This window comes from Streptomyces sp. NPDC017529 (assembly GCF_044329785.1).
Lineage (GTDB): Bacteria > Actinomycetota > Actinomycetes > Streptomycetales > Streptomycetaceae > Streptomyces.
The window spans coordinates 232076-251409 of record NZ_JBIRJY010000006.1; the positions used below are offsets into that span (position 1 = coordinate 232076).

The 19334-nt window shown below is 73.9% G+C and carries 6 protein-coding genes and 1 pseudogene; 3 read left to right on the forward strand and 4 right to left on the reverse strand.

All coding sequences use genetic code 11. The features are described 5' to 3' along the window. Positions 1–275 (forward strand): annotated as a pseudogene (locus ACH4K4_RS18020) (hypothetical protein); the annotation flags it as partial. 18 nt (positions 276–293) lie between these two features. On the opposite strand, the gene ACH4K4_RS18025 reads toward ACH4K4_RS18020, so the two are convergent. The 3 genes from ACH4K4_RS18025 to ACH4K4_RS18035 are packed head-to-tail and all read right to left on the reverse strand — an operon-like array spanning position 294 to position 12984. Further along, positions 294–1289: a hypothetical protein gene (locus ACH4K4_RS18025; RefSeq protein ID WP_398168301.1), complete on the reverse strand. Its 996-nt coding sequence runs from the start codon at positions 1287–1289 to the stop codon at positions 294–296. 35 nt (positions 1290–1324) lie between these two features. Further along, the gene (locus tag ACH4K4_RS18030; protein WP_398168302.1) at positions 1325–4129 is read right to left on the reverse strand and encodes a right-handed parallel beta-helix repeat-containing protein; all 2805 of its coding nucleotides are present in this window, start codon (positions 4127–4129) and stop codon (positions 1325–1327) included. Then, complete coding sequence (locus tag ACH4K4_RS18035; protein ID WP_398168304.1) at positions 4126–12984, reverse strand: putative T7SS-secreted protein; 8859 nt, start codon at positions 12982–12984, stop codon at positions 4126–4128. The genes ACH4K4_RS18030 and ACH4K4_RS18035 overlap by 4 nt, the downstream gene beginning before the upstream one ends. A gap of 234 nt (positions 12985–13218) precedes the next feature. On the opposite strand from ACH4K4_RS18035, the gene ACH4K4_RS18040 reads away from it, so the two are divergent. Both ACH4K4_RS18040 and ACH4K4_RS18045 read left to right on the forward strand, forming a co-directional pair. Next, positions 13219–14226 (forward strand): hypothetical protein, encoded by a 1008-nt coding sequence (locus ACH4K4_RS18040; protein ID WP_398168305.1) that lies wholly within the window; start codon positions 13219–13221, stop codon positions 14224–14226. 82 nt (positions 14227–14308) lie between these two features. After that, entirely contained in the window at positions 14309–14617 is a 309-nt protein-coding gene (locus ACH4K4_RS18045; RefSeq protein WP_360134435.1) for a hypothetical protein, read from the forward strand. Positions 14618–14697: 80 nt separating this feature from the next. Here the strand turns inward: ACH4K4_RS18045 and ACH4K4_RS18050 are convergent, their stop codons facing one another. After that, positions 14698–19329, reverse strand: coding sequence for an FtsK/SpoIIIE domain-containing protein (locus tag ACH4K4_RS18050; RefSeq protein ID WP_398168698.1), 4632 nt, complete (start codon positions 19327–19329; stop codon positions 14698–14700). Positions 19330–19334 lie beyond the last annotated feature (5 nt).

Here is a 19334-nt window from a genome sequence, read left to right on the forward strand (position 1 = left end):
CGCCCGGGGGGTCGGGGGGGCGCCCCGCGCGCCGGGGGGCGGGGGGGCCCCCCCCCCCCCGCACCGCCTGGGCCGGGCGCCCCCCCCCGCCCCGGGGGCGCCCCGCCCGGCCCGGGGGCCCCGGGCCGGCCGGCGGCTACGCCTTCGAAGGGCACGCGCCGCTGCGGGTGTCCTTCCCCTGCCCGACGTGCCACCAGCGCATCCGCGTCCCGGTACGCGGCAGGCTGCGGGCCCGCTGCGCGCTGTGCCGTTCGGAACTGGACTGCGACACGTAGCGGGCCCGCGGCGGGCGGTCAGCCGTGGCAGGTGACCTTGATCGCGCCAGCCGCGTGGTGGGCGCGGTCCCGGCCGGGCGAGTGGTTGTCACCGCGGTCCAGCAGCTTCACGCCGATCTTGTTCTGGCGGACCTCGAAGGTGCCGGCCGGCTGCCAGCTGCCGCGGTGCCCGACCTGGTCGATGGTGAAGCTCGCGTACTTCGAGTCACGGTTGAAGGGGTCGGTCAGGACGTGGTACGTGGTCGGCGCGCCGGCCACGTCGGGGTCGCTCGGGCCCTTGGGCACGTAGACCGAGATCTGGCAGCTGCGCGACTCCGGGCCCGGCTCCCACCACCACATCACGCGGCTCTGGGCGTCCTTGTTCTTGTCGCCGGACATCGGTACGGACGTGAACTGGCCGCTGCACCCGCCGTCGCGGGTGCTGCCGCCGGTGAGCCCGTACCAGCCCTTGCCGCCGTCGTTGTAGGCACCCTGCTCCTTGAAGCCGCCGCGCGGCGGGGTCGGGCAGCCGGGGCCCGCGATGCCCTCGTACGTCACCTTGGCGTTGGCGCCGGCGACGCGCGGCTGGTCGGAGGGCTTCTTGGCCTCGGGAGCCGGGCTGTTCTTCTTCTCCGGCGTGGGCACACCGGGGCCGGGTGCGCCCGCCCCGTTGCCCGGCGAGGGCGCGCCGCCGGGCTTCTGGCCGGCCGGCGTCTCACCGGCGGGCTTTTCGGGCTTGGCCGACGGCGCGGGCGAGCCGGTCTTGGCCTGCTGCGGCTGCTTGGCGGCGACGACCTGTTCCTTGCCGTCGTCGAAGCGCACCTGGGACGCGCCGAGGGTGGTGAGCGCCACCGCGCCGACGGCGACGCCGGCCAGGACGGGCAGCCCCAGCGCCGTCTTCCACACGCGGCGGCCGGGCGCCATGCCGCGCAGCGGCGATCGCGCTCCCTTGGAGAAGGTCTCCGCGAAACCGGACCGGGCGGGGTCGGTTGCGCCGGAGCGGTCCGGTCCGGCGCTCTTGTTCGGCTGTGACAACGGGGGTTCCTCCTGAGAGTGACTGCGGGGGCCGGTCAGGCCGGGTGGACGGCTGCGCCGGCGCCGGGCGGTTGCGGTTGCGGTACGGCGGTGCCGGGCGGGTCCGCTGCCGGTACGTCCAGTTCCGGTACGTCCAGTTCGGACAGGGTCCGCAGGTCCGCCTCGGAGGGCGCGTCGTTCTCCGCGACGCGGTACGCCTGCCGTTCGGTCATCGCCTGGAACGCCTGCCGGGCCGAGCGCCCGTTGCCGAACCGGCCGTCGCGCGGGACGTGGTCGAAGTAGCCGACGAGGGTGTCGCGTGCCGCGTCGGTCAGTTCGTACTGGTGGGCCGCCGCGTGCTGTTCCACGATCTGCACCAGGTCCTCGGTGCCGTAGTCCTCGAACAGCAGCGTGCGGTTGAAACGGGAGGCGAGTCCCGGGTTGGAGTCGATGAAGTGCTCCATCTCCGCCGGGTAGCCGGCGACGATGACCACGACGGCGTCGCGGTGGTCCTCCATCAGCTTCACGAGGGTGGCGATGGCCTCCTGCGCGAAGTCGTTGCCGCCCGTGGCGTGGGCGGGCGCCAGCGAGTACGCCTCGTCGATGAACAGCACGCCGCCCATCGCCTCCATGAAGACCCGCTGGGTCTTCGGGCCGGTGTGGCCGACGTACTCGCCGACCAGCGCGGAGCGGTCCGCCTCGACGAGGTGGCCCTTCTCCAGCAGTCCGACGGCGGCCAGGATGCGCCCGTAGAGCCGGGCGACCGTGGTCTTGCCGGTGCCGGGGTTGCCCGCGAAGACCAGGTGGCGGCTGAGCGGCGGCGCGGCCAGTCCGGCCGCCTCCCGGCGCTGCACCATGCGCATCAGCTTGACGAGCGAGGCGACGTCCTGCTTGACCCGCTCCAGGCCGATCAGCTCGTGCAGCTCGCCGAGGAGTTCGTCGAGGTCGGCCTCGGTGGGCGGGACCGTCGTCGCGGTGCCGCCGCCGGCCGCGGGGGCGCCCGCCGACTGCGTGGCGGTGGCGGTGGCCGCCGTCGTGGCGGGGGCGCAGGGCGCGGGCCAGTGCGCGTCCTTGACCTGCCAGGAGACGCAGTCGCGCACCCGCGGCTCGGCGCCCTCCTCGGTGCTCAGGTCGGCGTCGGCGTCCCGGACGCGGACGCGGGTCAGTACGGGGGCGGCCGCCGCGCCCAGGTGGACGGCGGGGAAGCCGGGCCCGGTGATCTCGCAGTCCTCGTAGCTGCCGCCGCCCTTGGCGTCGACGATCAGGCCGTTCTTGCCGGGGCGGACGATCCGTACGTCCCGGACGTCCGGTGCGGCGCCCGCCGCCACCACCATCCCGGACCCGGCCGCGTCGGTGATCTCCACGTGCGCGACCCGTACGGTGGCGCCGTCCTGGCACACCAGCCCGGCGGTGCCGGCGCGCAGCACCCGGCCGCCGTCCAGTTCCGCTTCGCCGCCGCCGAAGGTGAACCCGGCGCGCTCCGCGTCGGCGACCGTGCACCCGGCCAGCCGCACCGCGCCGCCTGAACCGGCGACGACGCCGTTGCGGCAGCGCGCGACGGACAGTTCGGTGGCTTCGGCGGCCGCCGTGCCGGACAGGTCGAGGCCGGACATGCCGCAGTCGGTGAGGCGCACCTCGGCGAGGGTGAGGCGGCTGTCGGCGACGGCGTGCAGCCCGTGTTCGGGGGTGGTGCCCGCGCGCAGCCGGGTCAGCGTCAGCTCGGCGCCGCCGCCCGCGTGCACGGCGCTGTACCGGCAGTCCGTCACCTCGCCGTCGGTCAGCCGGACGGTGGCGGAGCCGGTGGCCAGCAGGCCGTTGGCCGACGAGCCGTGTACGGTCGTGCCGCGCGCGTCCAGCCGGGCCGTGCCGTGTGCCGTCAGGGCCGCGGCCGCGGTCCGTACGATCCGGGTGTCGGCCAGCCGTACGCGGGCCCGCTCGCCGGCGGCGGCACCGGAGCCGCCGGCGTCCCGCAGGACGCAGCCGACGAGTACGGCGTCGCCGCCCCCGGCGACGTGCAGCGCGTCGGCGCCCGAGCCGGTCAGCTCGCAGCCGTACAGCAGCAGTCCGCCACGGGCCGCTTCCGGCGTGCCGGCGTCCGGTGTGCCGTACGGGTCGCCGTCTTCCGGCACGGGCGAGGTGTCCAGCACCCGCACCGCCTCGCCGCCGCAGTCCCGCACCCGGCAGTCCACGAGCAGCGCCGCCGCCCGGTCCTCGAACAGCAGCCCGCTGCGGCCTGCGCCGTCGATGAGGCAGTCGCGCAGCACGATGCGCGCGTCCTCGCGGACCCGCACTCCCGAGCCGGTGGCGCCCTTGATCCGGGTGCCGGTCAGTTCCAGCCGGGAGTCGCCGCCCACCACCACGCCGGTGCCCTGGGCGCCGTCGAGGACGCAGTCCGTGAGCCGGACCGCGCCGGTGGTACGGATCAGCGCCCCGGCCAGGGCGGCGCCCGTCAGGCGGGCCTCGGTCATCGTGAGCGCGGCCTCGCGCAGTACCTCCAGGCGCCCGCGGTCGGTGCCGCCGCCGCGCCAGTGGGTGACGCCGCCGGACAGCAGGACGGCGGGCCGGTCGGCGGCGCCGCCGCGTACGGTCAGCCCGTCCAGCGTCAGCCGGGCGCCGGGCAGGACTTCGAGCGCGGGCGCGCCGCCGCCGGACGCGGCCAGGGTGACCCCGCCGCCGTCCGCGGCCCGCAGGGTCACGTCCCGGTCGACGCGCAGGCTCTCCTCGTACGTCCCGGCCGCGACGCGGACCTCGTCGCCTGGCGCGGCGGCGTGCAGCGCCGCGGCGAGGGTGGTGTGGGCGCCGGGGCGGCCGGGGGCCACGTGGTGGACGCCGGCGCCCGTAGCCGCCTGGTCGGTGGTCATCGGGCGTCTCCCATGAGCGTGTCCTCGCCGCCGGGCGCGTCGGCCCGGCTCTTGCCCTTGCGGGGGCGCTTGTGGCCGCCGGGGTCGCCGCCCGGTCCGTCCGCGCTGCCGTGCCCGCGCTTGCCGCCGGCGGCCGGGTGCGGCCCGTTGTCGACCACGCTCCAGTGGCCGCCGTCCGGATAGTGCACGACGTCGTCACTGGCCGTCCAGACGATCTCCACCGGAGGCGGCAGCCGCTTGACCTTCTTCGGGAGGTTGTCGGGGGCGACGACGACCGGGGTGCCGTCGGCGAAGGTGATGTGCAGTTCGCGGCCGAGGGCGTTGGCGTAGCGCTGGAGGGCGAGGTCCTCCGCCGTGGTCCTGACGCGCCGGTCGGCGGAGCCCGCCAGGCCGTCGGGGAAGAAGTTCTCGCGGCGCAGCCGGCCGGTGGTCAGGGCGATGGACAGCTCCCGCCCGCTGGTCCCGCGCGCGATCGCCTCGTCGATCGCGGCGTCGATCCGGGTCCTGGTGTTGCCGCGGAATTCCAGCTGGTCGCGCACGCCGCGCAGGAGTTCCCCCGGCGAGGGCAGGCCCAGCCGGCCGGGCGCGTTCTCGAAGGCGTGGAAGATCGAGGTGGGCGGCGGCCGGTGCGAGGGGTGCACGATGGCGTAGTCGAGATGGTTCAGGAACCGCGACGCCTGGGAGTTGTGGGCGTAGGCGTGGGTGACGAACCGGATGTCCTCCTGGCGGATGCCGGCCCGTACCGACGGGTCGCTGGGCAGCGGGGCGGAGACCTGCGGCCCCAGCGGGTTGGCGTCCGATCCCATCGCGTCGCTCAGCCGCGCGGCCACCTCGCGGGGCGTTTCCTGGCCCGGCGTCTCGACGGGCCGGAACGGGTTGAGGTGGTCCGCCGCCTCCGGGGACAGTCTGAAGCGGTGGTCGCGGATGTCCGCCAGCTCCAGCCCGGACTTGGCGTCCTTGTTCTCGACCAGGCGCTCCAGCTGTGACAGCCCGGCGTGGTCCTGGAGCAGTTTCTTGTCCTTGCCGAAGAGCCCGGCCATGATCCGGGACAGGTCGGTGGGGATGGCCGCGTTCACGTACTCGGTGACGAAGGCCGTGCCGCGGTCGGGCAGGGTGTGGTTGCCGGCCGCGATGTCGCGCTGCGCGTCGCGGTCGGTGATGCCGTCGTCCACCCGCTTGAGCCAGTCGTCCCGGCTCTCGCCCTCCAGCCGGGGGAAGTCGGACTCGGTGAGCCGCGGCAGGGTGGTGTCCAGCTCCCAGGCGTTGAAGGTGTTGAGCGCGCGGCTCATCTGGTGGAACTCGGCGCCGCGGGGGCCGAAGCGCAGCGGCGTCCAGTTCTTGACCGGCACGGCGTCCACCAGCGTCGCCGAGGCGTCCACGAACAGGTTGGGCTCGGGCGCGTACGGCAGCATCGGGTGGCCGCCGGCGATGCCGACGCGGGCGAGCGTGTCCGCGTCGACCCGGTTGACGAGGACCCTCCGGTCGTCCTGCGTGACCCGCAGCTCGCCCGGCCGGCGCGGCGGCGGCTCCACCGCCTTGGCCTTGCCCTTCCCCTTGCCTTTGGAGCCGCCCGGGTCGGCGGCGGACGACGGACCGGCGTCGTTCCCCGGCAGGTCGTTCGTGGCCCCGGCCGCCTTGGCCTCGGCGGCCGCCTTCGCCTCGGCCTTGGCCAGGTGTTCGTCGGTCTTGACCAGGAGCGGGTCGGGCAGGCCGCCGGCCGGCGGCTCGGGCACCCGGTAGCCGCCGGTCATCATCAGCGGGCGCAGCGGCGGTGCGGACGCGGGCTCCCCCGCCCGTTCGACGCCGCGCATCTCGAACTTCTTCTCGAAGTAGTCGAAGATGTGCCGGCCGCTGGGCACGGTGTGCTCGAACGTGTCGAAGTCCATGAAGGCGAGGTACGGATGGGTCGCGCCCGTGCCGTCGGCGCCGCCGGTCATCATGGTGTGGATCATCGACCGGCTGGCCGGGCTGGTCATGACGCTGTTGCGGACGGTGCCGAAGGGGAACTTGCTGCCGCTCCAGCCGACGCCGACGACGGCGAGCGGGAAGTCCGTGTGCACGCCGTCCAGGACCTGGCGCACCGCGGCGTTGACGCGGTCGATCTCCGCCACGGGCCCGTTGACGCCGATGACCACGCCGAACCGTTTGCCGAAGCTGTCCGGCATGTTGGTGCGGACCGCCCGCAGGAAGTCCTCCAGCTGGCCGGCGCCGAACTCGTCGTACCTGACGACGGCGTTGACGACATAGGAGATCGGGCGCCGCTCGTCGAGGCTCTGCCGCAGGTTGGCCAGGTACTCCGTCTCGGACAGCGGCCGCTGGCTGTGCCCGTGGAGGTCCCGGAACGCGCCGTTGACCCGGATGTCGCCGGTGGTGGTCCCACGGCTGAGGTCACGGTCCCATTGCAGCCCGGGGGGCAGGGCGTGGTTGCCGCCGGGGGCCGACGTTCCCGGTACCGCGTCGGTCATCTCGACGTCGTGCGAACCGTGCGGACCGCCGGAGTGCGGGGCCGGGGCGCCGCCGAGCGGCCCGACGTACTCGCCGCGCTGCGCTCGGTCGACGGCGATGGCGTGGTTGGCGTCGTCGATCTGCTGCCGGATGGCGTCCGGGTCCATGCCCAGCTCGTCCAGCCGGGCCTCGGCCGCGGTGAACTCGGCGCGCTTGGCCCCCAGGTCGTCCAGCGCCTCGACGGCCGCGGCGGACGGCTTCGACGGGCCGGGCTGCCCCGCCGCGGGCACCAGCCCGTCCGCCTTGTCCTGGGCCTTCGCCAGGTCGAACGACGCACGCTCGTACTGCTCCCAGGCACCGAGCCGCAGTTCGGCCTGCGGCCCGCCCGCGCCACCGGTGACGATCTCGTGCCGGGCCGCGGCACGGTCGCCGATCCCGGAACCGGGCCCGAACCCGATCCGCGTGGGCGGCGGCGGGGCCACGTCGCCCACCTCCCAGTGTCCGGAGTGCGGGCCGCCGTGGTCCGGAACCCAGGTCACGTACAGCGACGGCCCCGGCTTACGGGCGTCGACGTCGACCCGGTGGGTGGCGCCGTCCGCGCCCCGGATCTCCAGGGGCCGGTTGAGCGCCCTGGCGTAGCGGTCCAGCACGATCCGCTCGATCGGCCCGATGTCCGACACGTCCGGGCCCAGGCGCCCGGTGACCAGGCCGACGGTCAGCGCGCGGCCGTCGAGGCCCCGCGTGTAGGCGTCATTGATCATGTTCTCGACGCCGTTCTTGCCCATCTGCCGCTGTACCTGCGTCAGCAGCGCCGCGGCGTCCGGGATGACGCCCGGCTTCATCCCGGGCCCCTTCGCGCCGAAGCCGCCCGCGGGCGGTTCGGGGAGGGCGCGCAGCAGCGAGTCGTGCGGCAGGCCGCCCTGGGGCAGTACCTCGGCGATCACGTAGTTCTGCAGCCGCTTGTACGCCGCCTCCTCGGGGGCGGTGGCCACCGCGTGGCTGAGGAACCGCTTGTCCGCCGGCACGACGCCGACCACGAGCCCGTCCGGCTTGCCCGGCACGCGGATCGAGATGTTCAGGCCGAGGGTGTTGCCGTCGCCGCCCAGCCCGACGCCCAACCGGTCGAGGGTGGCCCGGGGGTGCTCGTTGAACTCGGGGCGCCGGCCGTCGACGCCGATGGGCTTCAGCGGGTCGTCCTTGAAGCCCTGCTCCGGGGACTTCCCCTTCAGCAGGTCGTCGCGGACGTCCTTGATCTTCGTGTCGTCCTTGGCGCGCGACAGGTTCGGGTCCAGCTCGAAGTTGTCCCGGGCGAAGATGTGCTCGACCACGTTCTTCGGCGTCAGGTGCTCCTGCGGCATGTTGCCGACGCCGCCGGCCTTGCCGTGCTTGTAGTAGCCGGACATCAGGCGGGAGAGGTCGGTCGGTACCGCGCCGTCGACGAAGTCGGCCAGGAACGCGGTGCCGCGGTCGGGCAGCACGGAGTTGGCGGCGGCGATCTCGCGCGCCACCGCGTTGCCCGGGACGTCCGGCAGGGTCTGGTCCAGCTCCCAGGCGTTGAAGTGGTTCAGCCGCTCCCGCAGCCCCTTGTACTCACCGGTGCCGCCGCCGAACCGGACCGGCCGCCAGGTGCCCGCGCCCAGCGTCACGTCGTCCACCATGGTGGCGGCGGCGTCCACGAAGAGGTTCGGCTCGGGCCCGTACGGCACCAGCCCGTGGAAGCCGGCCATCTTGGCGCGGATACGCATGTCGGAGTCGACGACGGACGCGAACTTCTCCACGTCCTGCTGGGTGAAGACCATGCCTTCGGGGGTGTCGTCGCGGGTCTTGGTCGCCCTGATCAGGTCCTCGACCGAGCGGTCCACCGCGACACCGTCGACGAGCACCGTCTCGCCGGTCTTGCCCGGCACCCGGTAGCCGCCGGTCATGACCAGCGGGCGCAGCGGCTTGGTGTCGGGGATGTCCGGCACCGCCACGGAGTCGTCGGCCGCCTTCGCCGGGGCTCCGGGGTCGTCGGGGAGCCGCTTGGCCCAGTCGTCCACGGCGCCGCCCTCGCCGAGGTTCAGCTCCCGGTCGAAGTGGTCGAAGACGTGCCGGCCGCTGGGGACGGTGTGCTCGTACACGTCGAAGTCCATGAAGGCCCAGTACGGGTGGCTGGGCGCGCCCGCTCCGCCGCCGTGCATCATCGAGTGCGCCATCGACCGGGCCGCCGGGCTGGTCATGGTGAGGTTGCGGATGGTGCCGTACGGGAAGTTGTCGCCGTAGAAGGTGGTGGCCACCATCGCCAGCGGGTGGTCGAAGTGCGTCGAGGCGAGGGCGTCGTCCATCGCGCGGTGGATGGCGGCCAGGTCCTCCAGCTTGCCGTTGACGCCGATCACCACGCCGAGGCGGCCGTCGTAGCCCTCCAGGCCGCGGGTGATCGAGTCGAGGAAGTCCTGGAGCTTGCCGCCCCCGATCTCGCTGTACGAGACGATGGTGTTGACCACGTAGGACAGTGGCCGGCCCTCCCCCGTGCTCGCCCGCATCCAGCTCAGGTAGTCACCCGCCGTGAGCGGCTGGTGGCCCGCGTACGTCAGGTCGCGGAAGGACTGGTTGACCATGGTGCGGCCCGCCCCGTGGGTGCCCGGCTCGGGCCACAGGGCGTGCGGCGCCTGCGGGTCGGGGGACCAGTCGTGCGGCCCGACGGGCAGCGGGTCGCCGGAGTGCGGGGCCGGGGCGCCGCCGAGCGGCCCGACGTACTCGCCGCGCTGCGCTCGGTCGACGGCGATGGCGTGGTTGGCGTCGTCGATCTGCTGCCGGATGGCGTCCGGGTCCATGCCCAGCTCGTCCAGCCGGGCCTCGGCCGCGGTGAACTCGGCGCGCTTGGCCCCCAGGTCGTCCAGCGCCTCGACGGCCGCGGCGGACGGCTTCGACGGGCCGGGCTGCCCCGCCGCGGGCACCAGCCCGTCCGCCTTGTCCTGGGCCTTCGCCAGGTCGAACGACGCACGCTCGTACTGCTCCCAGGCACCGAGCCGCAGTTCGGCCTGCGGCCCGCCCGCGCCACCGGTGACGATCTCGTGCCGGGCCGCGGCACGGTCGCCCCGCCCGGTGCCGGGGCCGAAGCCGAGCCGGTCCTGCGGCTCCGGGCGGGCCGGTACGGGCTCGGGGTCCACGGCAGGGGCCTTGCCCTTGCCCTTGTCGACGGCCGGCATCGCCTGCGGCTCCGGCTGCGGGTGCGGCTTCGGGCCGCCGGCGGGGCCGTGTTCGCCGAAGATGCCGCCGGTGAGGGCGTTGATCTGCTTACGGGTACGCGAGGCGTCGATACCCAGTTCGTCGAGCTTGGCCTCGGCCTTGGCGACCTCTACGCGCTTGACGCCCAGGTCGTCCAGGGCCTCGGCCAGGGCGGGCGAGGGCTCGCCCGCGGTCACGCCGGGCGGCGGCGCCAACTCGTCCACCTGGCGCTCCGCCTTGCCGAGCTGCGACAGCGCGTGCTCGTACCCGGCCCACGCGTTGAGCTTGGCCCCGGCCTCCGGGCCGACCGAGCCGCCCAGGATCAGGTCGTTGCGGACGCGTAGGCGCTGGTTCATGGCCGCGGCGCCGGAGAAACCGCCGAAACGGTTGCCCGGGGGCGCGGTGACGGGGCCGGAGCCCTTCGGTCCGGGCGCGGGGTCGTGCGGGACGTCGGCCTTCGGCGCGGGTACGGGCGTGGGCGCGGGCTCGGCGGCCCGCACGGCGGCCGGTACGCCGGCCGCGGCCTCGTCCGCCGCCTTCGCCGGGCCGCCCGGGTGGGCGATCAGGTCGAGGACGCTGTTGTCCGCGGGGCCGGTGGCGCCGCGGGCGCCCGCACCGTCCAGGTCGGGGAGGGCCGACACCCCGGAGGGGCTGTCGGAGACGGCACTGCGGCCGGTGGCCGGGAGCGGCTTGCGGTCACCGGTGTCGAGCAGGCTCATGGCCATGTCGTGCTCGTTGACGACGGGGCGGGGCGCCGCCTTGGGGGCGGCGCCGGTGCCGGGGGCCGCGGCGGGCTTGGTTTCCGGGGTCGTCAGCCGCAGCGCGTCGTGCGCGCCGGCGGTTGCCGGGAGGTCGGCGGGGGCCTTGGCGAGGTTGCGGGGCGGGGGCACGGCACCCTGGACGGCGGGCGCATCGCCGTGCGTGCCCGTCAGGTTGCGTGTGGCCAACGGGTTCTGCGTTCCCGTCAGTCCCTGCGTGCCCGGCGTGTCCACGCGTACGGGAGTGCCGGGCGCCGTGCTCGCCAGGTGGTCGGCGGTGATCGTGCGCGGGGCCGCGTCCCCGATGCGGAAGCTGATGCCGTCCGCGTGGAAGGCGGTCACCGCGACGTCGCCGTTGGCCAGCGCGGTCAGCTCGGGGAAGGTCATGTCCTCCAGTGCCTCGCCGTGCCCGATCGCGCCGCGGGCCATGGAGTGGCCGTCGCCGATGCCGTGGACGAAGCCGCTGTCGAACGAGGTCTCGGGGACGCGGACGCTGGTGTGCTCCGGCACGTGCCCGAGCACGGACGACGACCCGTGGGCGTCCTTGAGGAGGTCGATGGCGGTGTCGGCGGACAGCAGCAGGTTGTTGTCCATGCGGACCTGGCCGGCCGCGAAGTCCGTCTGCTGGATGAGCCGGGTGGCGCCGGCGCCGTGCACGTCCGGGACGCTCAGGCCGTTGTCGAGCGTGGTCGTCCCCGGCAGGTGCAGGTCGGGGGTGGCGATCAGCGCGGGCTGGTCGAAGTGGGCGCCCGTGTGCGTGAGGGAGCCGCCGGGCACGGTGATGCCGTGCGGCGTGTTCACACCGGTGTGCGGCACGTTGACGCCGGCGTGTGGCACGTTGACGCCGGCGTGTGTGACGGTCCCCAGGCCCTTGGTGCCGAGGTTGCCGAGGTTGCCGGGAATGTTGAGGTTCAGGCCGCCGTGGCCGAACGAGCCCAGGCCGTTGGGTACCAGGTTGCCGACGCCGGTGAAGTTGAACGACCCCGGCCCGGCCGGCCGGAACGCCCCGATCCCGTCCAGGGAGAGTCCGCCGATCCCGTTGGGCACGACGGCGCCCGGGAACTTGGTGAGCCCGCCGGGCGACACGGAGGGAATGTGCACTCCGGGGAAGGACGTGCCGCGGAAGCCGCCGGGGACCAAGTGCAGGGCCGAGAGGTCCACGAAGCTGCCCGGCACGAAGTGCGTGCCGGCAGCGCCGACGGGCCGGAACGGCACCAGCGCGCTGAAGTTGCCGGTGTGGACGCCCTTGGCCAGCGCCGCGTCCGTACGCCCCGCGTTGGCCAGCAGGTTCCGCAGGTCGTTCTGCGGGATGCCCAGCACCCGTTCGGCGAAGGCGAGCCGCGCGGCGCCGCCGAAGCCCAGGACGCCCATCTCGGTGAAGTCCAGCGGGAGGACGGTGGCGATGCCCGCCCGGCCGAGCCGCTCGAAGTTGACCTTCGCGTACGCGCCGAGCTTGTTCCAGTCCCCGGTGATGCCCTTGGTGGCGTTCACCCAGTCCTTGGAGACGGTCTTGACCAGCGACTCCCAGCCGCCCTTGCCGAGATTGCCCAGCCCCTTCACGCCGTTGACGACGTTGAAGGCGGGAGCCGCGTGGAGGCCGAGCACGATCGGCGCCACCACGATCTTCGGCATGTTGTGCAGCGAGGAGAAGTGGCCGATCTCCTTGATGATGTTCTTGCCGGCGCCCGCGATGCCCTCGACACCGCCCTTGAGGACGCTGCCCAGGCCCTTGAGGATGGAGCCGACCGGCAGTGCCTTGGTGGTGGGGAAGAGCACGCCGAGGAAGGCGAGGCCGAGCTCCAGGCCGCCGGCCTTGCCCTGGCTGAAGTCGACGATGGTCTTGATCAGCAGGACCGCGTTCATGCCCCAGGCGAGGATCGCGAGCACGCCGCCGGTGAAGATGGCGATGACCGACAGGATGATGGTCAGCCACTGGAAGGCTTCCCAGAACAGGTCGCAGTCGCTGACCGGCTGGACCATCAGCGACCCGGCCGAGGTCAGCGCCTTGTCCAGGGTGCTCGCCGCGGTGCTGAGGGTGCTTCGCGCGTCGTCGGCCCGGTCCTTGTACGTCTGGAGCTGCGGGTCGTCCTTGTCCAGCCCCTGGGCCGCGGTCAGTGCCGCGTCGGCGTCGGCCTGCGCGTCGGTGACGGCGGTGGCGTACTTGCGCAGCGCCGTCTCGGCCTGGTTGAAGGAGTCCGCGACGTGGCCGACGAAGTTGTGGAGGTGGTCGTCGACCATGTCGCGCAGCTGGTCGGCGGTCTTGCCGATGAAGCGCTGGCCGTCGCCCGCGGTCTGCTGGAGCGCCTTGAGGCCGTTGTTGATGGTGCCCGCGTGCGTGGCGAGGTCGCGCATCGCGTCGGCGATGGTGGTGATGGCGGAGGCGTCGCCCGGGGTCGGGTCGCCGTCGAGGCCGAGGGCCCCCCAGTCACCGGGACGCGTAGCCAAGCCTCTCCCCTTCGCGCAGCAGACCGTTCACATGTGTCACGACCGGCGCTTTCCGCGCACCCGGATCATGGGACACCACACCTACGTTTACGTATCTGCGGAGCGATCGGTTCACTGTGTGAACGACATCACTTCGCGCCGCTTCTGCCGTTCAGGGGTGAACCGTTCCGCTTCGTGTTGCGTTTGACCTTGTGAGACGTGAAGTGATCTCCAGACCGCGGGAGGGGTGTGACCGTGTCCGACATAGCCGTCGACTACGAGCTGCTCAACGATGTCGCGCAGAAGTCCGGCAAGCTGAAGGACGAGGTCAAGCAGGCCCGCGAGAGCAAGCAGGAGTACTCGGTCGACGAGGTCGGATCCCGGGTGGCCGTCGCCGCGATCCGCAAGTACTACGCGACGTGGAAGGGCTCCTTCAAACGCTCCGAGGAGAAGCTGGAAAAGCTGAAGAACCTCTACGAGGGCGTGGCGAAGAAGTGGGCCGACTGGGACTTCGACCTGGCCAACAAGGCGGCCAAGCAGAGCGCCCAGATCTCCTCCGACCTGTGGAAGGCCCGCGACAAGGAGTGGAACGCGTGGCACGAGGCGGTCGAGAAGGCCAAGAAGGAGCACCCGGACCTCGATCCGTCGCTCCTGCCGAAGGAGCCCGAGAAGCCCGGTGAGCGTCCCCACGAGTGGACCACCGACGACGGGCACGGCAACAAGACCACGACGACGTACGAGTACGGCCCGGACGGCGAGCCGACGAAGGTCACCACGACCATGGAGACCAAGACCGGCCTGAAGGCGACCGACACCACGAACTACCACGACGACGGCACGTACGACTCGAAGTCGACGGACGTCTTCGGCAACGTCACGAACACCACCGGCACCTCCACGAAGACCGAGACGCCGGAGCACAAGACCACCACGGACGACTTCAAGAGCAAGACGAAGGACACCGACGGCAACGAGAGCACGACGACCGGCACCACCGTCTCGGTCACCGACAACAAGACCGGTCACCGCGACACGAAGACCACCTACACCACCGTCGGTCCCGACGAGGACGGCAACGAAGAGACGGTGAACGGCACGACCCACTCCTCCGTCGACCTCAACGGCCACGAGGTGACCACCACCATCGAGGTCAAGAAGGACGGCAGCGGCACCAAGACCGTGGTGACCGACGGCAAGACGGAGGAGTGGACGAGCGACGACGCCAAGGGGGACACGGGCTGGAAGGTCAAGAAGTCCGACTGACCGCCCGCCCCGCGGCCCGGCGCACCCCGGACCCCCGTCCGGAGCCCCACCCATCCCCACACCGATCCAGGGAGACAGCACCATGCCCGCAGGCAACATCAACCTCGACTACAACGAGATCCAGCGCGTCTCCGGCGTGATGAACCAGGCCGTCAACGACATCAACCCGCTGCTGCTGAGCACCAAGTCCTCCGTCGAGGGCCTGCTCGACAACGGCATGTTCATGCAGCAGAGCAGCCCGGCGCTGAAGGAGTCGTACACCAACCTCACCGCGTCGCTGCAGAAGGCCGTGGAGAGCATCAACTCCTTCGCCAACCAGTTCAACCAGATCAAGAACAACGTCGAGAAGATGGACGCGGACATCGCGGCCGGCACCAAGAAGGCCGGCTGACCGGCCGCACGACGCGACGGTGCCCCGCCGCCGGACCCGAGGTCCGGTGGCGGGGCACCGTCGTAAGGGCGCCCGGCCGGTCAGCCGGTGTCCCCCTCGCGCAGCACGGTCTCCGGCACCAGCACCGACACCAGCGCGCCCGAGACCGGGTCGACGGTCAGCCCCCGGCCGGGGGTCGGGCGGCCGCGCAGCAGGTCGTACGGCACCCGTACGCCGAGGATGTCGCCCTCGCCCGGTGACTGCGGCGAGAGCAGCACGCCCTTGCGCACCCGCCGTACGAGGCCGAGCCAGCCGATGCCCACCGAGGTGAGCGTCTCGGCGGTGGCCGCGGCGACCAGCCCGATGCCGCGGTCGCGTCCCGTGGTGGCGACCTCGCGCAGCGCCGCGTCGGCGGCGGGCAGCTGGGAGAGCAGGTCGGCGTCGTCCACCAGGACCACGGCGGGCCCCGGTTCGGCGGTCAGCGCCGCGGTGACCTCGTCGGCCAGCGGGTCGGGGTCCTGGATGACCACGGCACGCGGGTGCCGGGCCAGGCCGCGCAGCGGCGACTCGCGCGGAGTGAGCGCGACCACCCGGGTGCCGCCGGCCAGCAGGGACACCGCGAGCGTGGTGAGGGCGGTGGACCGGCCGCTGCCGGGCGGGCCGCTGACGAGGAAGGACGGCGCGTCGGCCGCGAAGTCCACGCCGATGGGGCCGAGTTCGTCGCCGCCGACGCCGAGCAGGCCCCACAAGGGGCGCCGGTCGGCGGCCGGGACCTTCTCGTACGCGTCGGTGAAGGAGACCTGGCGGGGCAGGCTCAGGACGCGTGCGGGGCGGCGCGCGGCGGGCACGTCCCGGTCGCGCTGTTCGGCCCGCTCGCCGATCCGCTTGAGCGCCTCGGCCTGGTCGCGTCCGGTGACCGGTGCCCCCTGTCCCTGGGCGGCCTGCTCGCCGAGCAGCGCGACCTGCACCTCGGTGGCGCTGCCGCCGCGCCAGCCGCGGCCCTGCGGGACGACGGCCGGCACCTGCTTGGGCGGCACGCCCGCCAGGCTGTACTCGTTGCGGTCGGTCAGCCTGAGCAGCAGCCGCTCGTCGTTGAGCGAGGCGATCTTGCCGGTCATCAGCGCGCGTTCGGACGTGGCGATGACGTGCAGGCCCATCGGCGCGCCCTCGCGGATCAGCGCGGTCAGCTCCTGGACCGGACGGCCGCCGTCGTGGTCGCCGAGCAGGGCGGCCAGCGAGTCCCAGCCGTCGATCAGGACGACCACGTGGGCGGGGCGCTCGGCGGGCGGCAGGAAGGCGCGCAGTTCGGTGAGGTTGGCCGCGCCGTGCGAGGTGAGCAGTTCCTGGCGGGCGCTCATCTCGGCGGTCAGGCGGGTCAGCAGCCGGCCGAGCCGTTCCAGGTCGGCGCGCGGTACGACGGCGCCGCAGTGCGGCAGCGCGGACAGCGGGGCCAGCGCGCCGCCGGCCGCGTCGATGCCGTACAGGTGCACGTCGGCGCTGGAGTGCCGGCGGGCCAGGGCGCCGCCGATGGTGCGCAGGACCTGGGAGCGTCCGGAGCGCGGGGTGCCCAGGACGTACAGGTGCCCGAAGCGGGTGAGGTCCAGTTCCAGGGGCTCCTGGCGCTGGGCGCCCGGCAGGTCGGCCAGGCCCCAGACGACCGGCGCGAGGCGCCCGTCGGCGGGGTCGGGCCGCTCGGGGAGTTCGGCCAGGGTCACCGTGTGCGGCAGCGCGGGCAGCCAGGGGCTGGGCTGCCGCTCGATCTCCAGGTCGGCGGCGGCCTGCTGGACCGCGTCGACCAGGGCCGTCAGGTCGGTGGGCGCGTCGCGGTCGTCCATCGCCTCCTGGATGGCGTCGAAGAGGTCCGCGGTCTCCTCGGCGGGTTCGGCGGCCGTACGGCCCAGCAGCGACCAGGTCAGTTCGCTGGTCCACACGTCGGCCTCGGGCTGCGGCCGGGCGCCCTGCCCCGTGTCCCCGGCGTCCGGGGGCGTGGCCTGCGCGGCGTCGCGTACGGCGCCGACGAAGGCGGTCTGGAACGGCAGCACCGAGCGGTGCCCGATGCGGGCCAGGGCGCGGCCCGGGGTGTCGCTGGAGATGCTGACCGCGTCGTTGACCTCCAGGACGTCCTGGCTGTCGAGGGCGTCGGTGACGCGCAGCGAGATCCGCAGGTTGGTGTTGGCGCGGATGTCGGCGGTGACCACACCGGCCGGGCGCTGGGTGGCGAGCAGCAGGTGCAGGCCGAGCGAGCGGCCGCGCTGGGCGATGCCGACCAGGCCCGGCACGAACTCGGGCACGTCGCGGGCGAGGGTGGCGAACTCGTCGATGATGAGCAGCAGCCTCGGCAGCGGCGCCATCGCGGGGTCGCGGCGGCGCATCGCCCGGTACTCGGTGTGGTCCTTGGCGCCCGCGTCGGCCAGGATGCGTTCGCGGCGGGTCAGTTCGGCGGTCAGCGAGGTCAGGGCCCGCTCGACGAGGTGGCTGTCCAGGTCGGTGACCATGCCCAGCACGTGCGGCAGCCGCTCGCAGCCCGCGAAGGCGCTGCCGCCCTTGTAGTCGACGAGCACGAACGTCATCTCGTCCGGCCGGTTGACCGCCGCCAGGGACGCCACCAGCGTCTGGAGGAGTTCGGACTTGCCGGCGCCGGTGGTGCCCGCGATCAGGCCGTGCGGGCCGTCTTTGACCAGGTCGAAGGTGACCGGACCGGTGTAGCCGGCGCCGAGCAGGACGCCGGTGGAGGCCGGGCGCTTGGTCCAGCGGGCGGCCAGTTCGGCGGCCTGCGGGGGTTCCAGGTTCAGCAGGTCCAGCAGCTTGACGCGGTCCGGCAGGCCGTCGGAGCCGTCGGGGGTGACGTCGCGTACGGGGGCCAGGGCGCGGGCGATCCGCTCGCACCAGCCGGTGTCCACCAGGTCGGGGCGGATGCCGGTGAGGTCGGCGCTGCCGGTACGGCGCAGCGTCACCTCGCGGGCGCCGACCGCGCAGACGGTGACGCACTCCTCGGGGAGCATCCGCTCCTCCTGGTCGAGGCAGATCAGGAAGACCCGTACGGCCGGGCCCTCCTTGAGGACCTGCACCACGCCGGGCACGTCACGCAGCCGCCGCGCGCCGTCCAGGACGACGACGAGGTCGGGCTCGGCGAGCAGCGCGCCGCCCATCGCGGACTCGCGCGTGCGGGCCCGGGAGCGGATCGCGGAGACCAGTTCGGACACCCGGTTGGCGACCGTCTCCGGGTCGTTGCCGACGGTCACGGTGGGCCCGCCGGTGGGCGGCGCGGCGACGCCGCCCGCACCGGGGCGGGCGTGCGGCAGCCAGCGCACCCACTCCCAGGCGGGCGCGCCCGCCGCGTCGGTGAGCACGGTGATCCGTACGTCGCGCGGGCTGTGCAGGATCGCGGCCTGCGCCACCGTCCAGCGGGCCAGGGCGCGGGCCGCGTCCGTCTCGCCCGAGATGCCGACGACGCCGTCGCCGCACAGGTCCACGCCGATCGGCATGTCGGGGATCTGCCAGTTCACCGTGCGGTGGTTGTCCTCGCGGGAGCTGTCCTCGATCGTCAGCAGCGACGCCTGGCGCACGGTGCCGACGCGCAGCAGCAGGTGGTCGGGGTGGCCGCGGCGGCGCTCCCACAGCCGGGCGCCGGGGCCGACGGCCCACATGCCGGCGGCGGCCGGGTCGGGTCCCGCGGCGACCCGCAGGCCGCGTTCGCGCGCGACCATGCCCTTGACGTCGCCCTCCAGCGAGGCGCGCCGGGCGCGGTAGTTGGCGACCGAGGTCAGGAAGTCGCGCCAGCCGCTGCGCCGGGAGCTGATCAGGTTGCCGATGGCGAGCACCGGGCTGAAGAACGCGAACATCAGGTAGAAGTACGAGTGCAGGAAGACGACCATGCCGATGCCCATGAACATCGGCGCGATCACCACCAGCAGCGGGATGGAGCGCCGGGCGGGCGGCACGGGCGGCGAGGGCAGCGTGAACCGCTCCGGCACCAGCGGCGGGACGATCCGCGGCGGCCGGTTGAAGTCCAGGTGCGCGCCGTCCTCGGAGGCCGTCACGGCGGCGTCCGCCTCGGTGGGCTCGGCCACCCGCAGCAGGTACTCGCCCATCCGCAGCTCGCCGCCGAGCGGCCACTCCACCCAGCCGTCGGGCACCGGCGCGTGGGTGTCGGCATACGGGTCGGGCAGTTCCGGCGGCGGCGCGGGCGGCAGCGGGGCGGCGTCGGCGCGGGGCCGGTCGGGCGGCGGCTCGGGCAGGGACAGGTGGACGTCGGTGCGGTGGCCCGTCGCCGGTCCGGCGTCCAGCAGCACCGTGCCGTCCGGGCGGACGGTGATCCGGATGCCGGCGGTGGGCACGTCGCGGCCCTGGAGGCGTACCGAACTGCCCTCGGCGGGGCCGACGGTGTGCGTGCCGAGGTCCAGCGGCCAGACCCGTCCGGCGCCGCGCCCGCCGACGAGCTGGAGCTCCACGCGGGGAGCGCGCGGCAGCCGCTCACCGTCGGCGGAGCGGGACGGCGGGGGCAGTTCGGTGCGGTCGGGGCCGTAGCCGCCGTCGGGCTGGGGCGGCACGGGGCCGCCGAGGCCGAGCGTGGCGCCGTCGCGGATGCCGGTGGCGGACAGCGGCAGGTCGGCGGGGAGTTCGCGGTCGCCGAGGTAGAGGGCGGGGGCCGCGCCGTCCGCGGTGGCGTGCTCACCGGCGAGGCGTGCGGCCAGGGCGCCGACGGTGGTGCCGCCCGGGGTGTGCAGGACCAGGTCGC